1 protein-coding gene is annotated in these 1549 nt (G+C 59.7%); it reads right to left on the bottom strand.

Annotated features, from left to right (window positions below; all coding sequences use genetic code 11):
* Positions 1-9: 9 nt before the first annotated feature.
* The gene (locus EV561_RS36945; RefSeq protein ID WP_132528782.1) at positions 10-1455 is read right to left on the bottom strand and encodes an IS4 family transposase; all 1446 of its coding nucleotides are present in this window, start codon (positions 1453-1455) and stop codon (positions 10-12) included.
* Between the last annotated feature and the right edge of the window lie 94 nt (positions 1456-1549).

The following is a 1549-nucleotide window of genomic DNA, read 5'->3' on the forward strand; positions in this document are numbered from 1 at the left end:
GGCTTCCGATTACCCACATTGTCGGCGAGTTCCAATGGAAATGCCGAAGGCGATGTCATTGAGGCGGGCCAGGCCTCGCCATACGACCATGTTTCCGGGAGGAGGGTCGTGCTTGCGAGCAAGGTAGCCACCGAGCATGGCGATCTGGAGCAAATAGGAGGCAAGGGTCCTGCGCAGGATGCGCGGCGTAGGGCGCGCTGCATCGATGCTGTCGAGTGTCGCGATTTCAGCGGGGGTAAGAATTGTCTCCGGCTCCGCCTCGGGCTTTTCCCGTGCAGACATGGTGAGGAAAAATATCCGCCAACTGACCACCGCAATGAGGGCAAGGAACTTCGCCAATCGATCTGCGGTCTCGAGCCTTGCCTTTTCGGCGCCGCAGCCGGATTTCATCACCTTGTGAAAGACTTCGACTTTCCAGCGCAAGGCGTACCATTCAAGTTTCTCGACGGCGGCGGTGATATCGCCGACCGGCAGATTGGTCACCAGCTTCCAGTCGATCGGCGCACGGTCCGCCGGCGGGTTGAGCTCAAGAGCATGGATGTAGGTAAGAAGCTGAGGGGCGTAGCGCTTCCGCTTGCCTTTGGGCGGTAGGGTTTCGATGGTGGCAAATTTCACATGCAGGCGCGCGATTTCGTTCTGGCCGATCTTGACACAATGGCATCCGACCCAAGGCTCTGCCGAGAGCTGGGCGAAGACCCGATGCGCACCCTGTTCCGGCATGGAGCCCGTCGGCTCGGTCGCCAGTCGGTTGGTCTGCACCCGCACCAGAAAGCGCGTGCCGAGATCCTGCGCGAGGCAGAACAGTTCGTAGATGTCGCTCTCGCGATCGGCCACATGCACACAGCGTCCCGGTGTTCCGATGAGCGTCATTGACTGGCGCAGGTTCTCCAGCCAACGATAGCTTTCCTTCGTCTCGATCGGAACGCGCGTGGGATTTACATGGCGCTTGAGCGTCCAGGTTCCCTTGTACTTCGTACGTGTCCAGAATTTCGCTGCCGTCAACCCAAGCGGCGTGCCTTCCAGCGTTAACGCCAGGCTCGAATGCATCAACATTCCACACAATGTTACCGGGTAGGATCGCCCTGCCTTATAAGCTCCGGCGTTAATGGTCTTGGTGAAGCCGATCTTGCCCAGCCGCGTACGGCTGTAAGTGAACTCTGTGGTGTCCTGCACGATCAGGATCGGGCCTTCATTGTCTGCGCAGCGCCTGGCGGTCGCAGCGAAATGGCCAGCCAGCACGCCGTGCTCTGTAACCCGTGGATTGTCGAAGAACCGGTAGGCCGCTTTCGTCGCGGCCCAGTCGCCACACGCCGCCGGGATGGGGTGACCAGGTGCTGACGTCATCTGATCAAGCAGTCGGTGCATTCGGCGCGCCAGGCGTTTGTCTGGCAGACCTGATGAAATGATCTCATCGCCAAGCCAGCCCGCTTCGCCAGCTTCCATATCCTCGCTCATCTGCGACGCCTCCGTGATTCGGCGTCACAGACAGAATCACAGACGATTCATCGGATGCAACCTCGTCTGCAGTAGATGTGGGTAATCGGAAGCC

It is taken from the genome of Rhizobium sp. BK376 (genome assembly GCF_004341625.1).
GTDB lineage: Bacteria > Pseudomonadota > Alphaproteobacteria > Rhizobiales > Rhizobiaceae > Rhizobium.

Coding starts and splice junctions, on each gene's coding strand:
- EV561_RS36945 (WP_132528782.1), bottom strand. CDS start 1,455: ATGAGCGAGGATATGGAAGCTGGCGAAGCGGGCTGGCTTGGCGATGAG.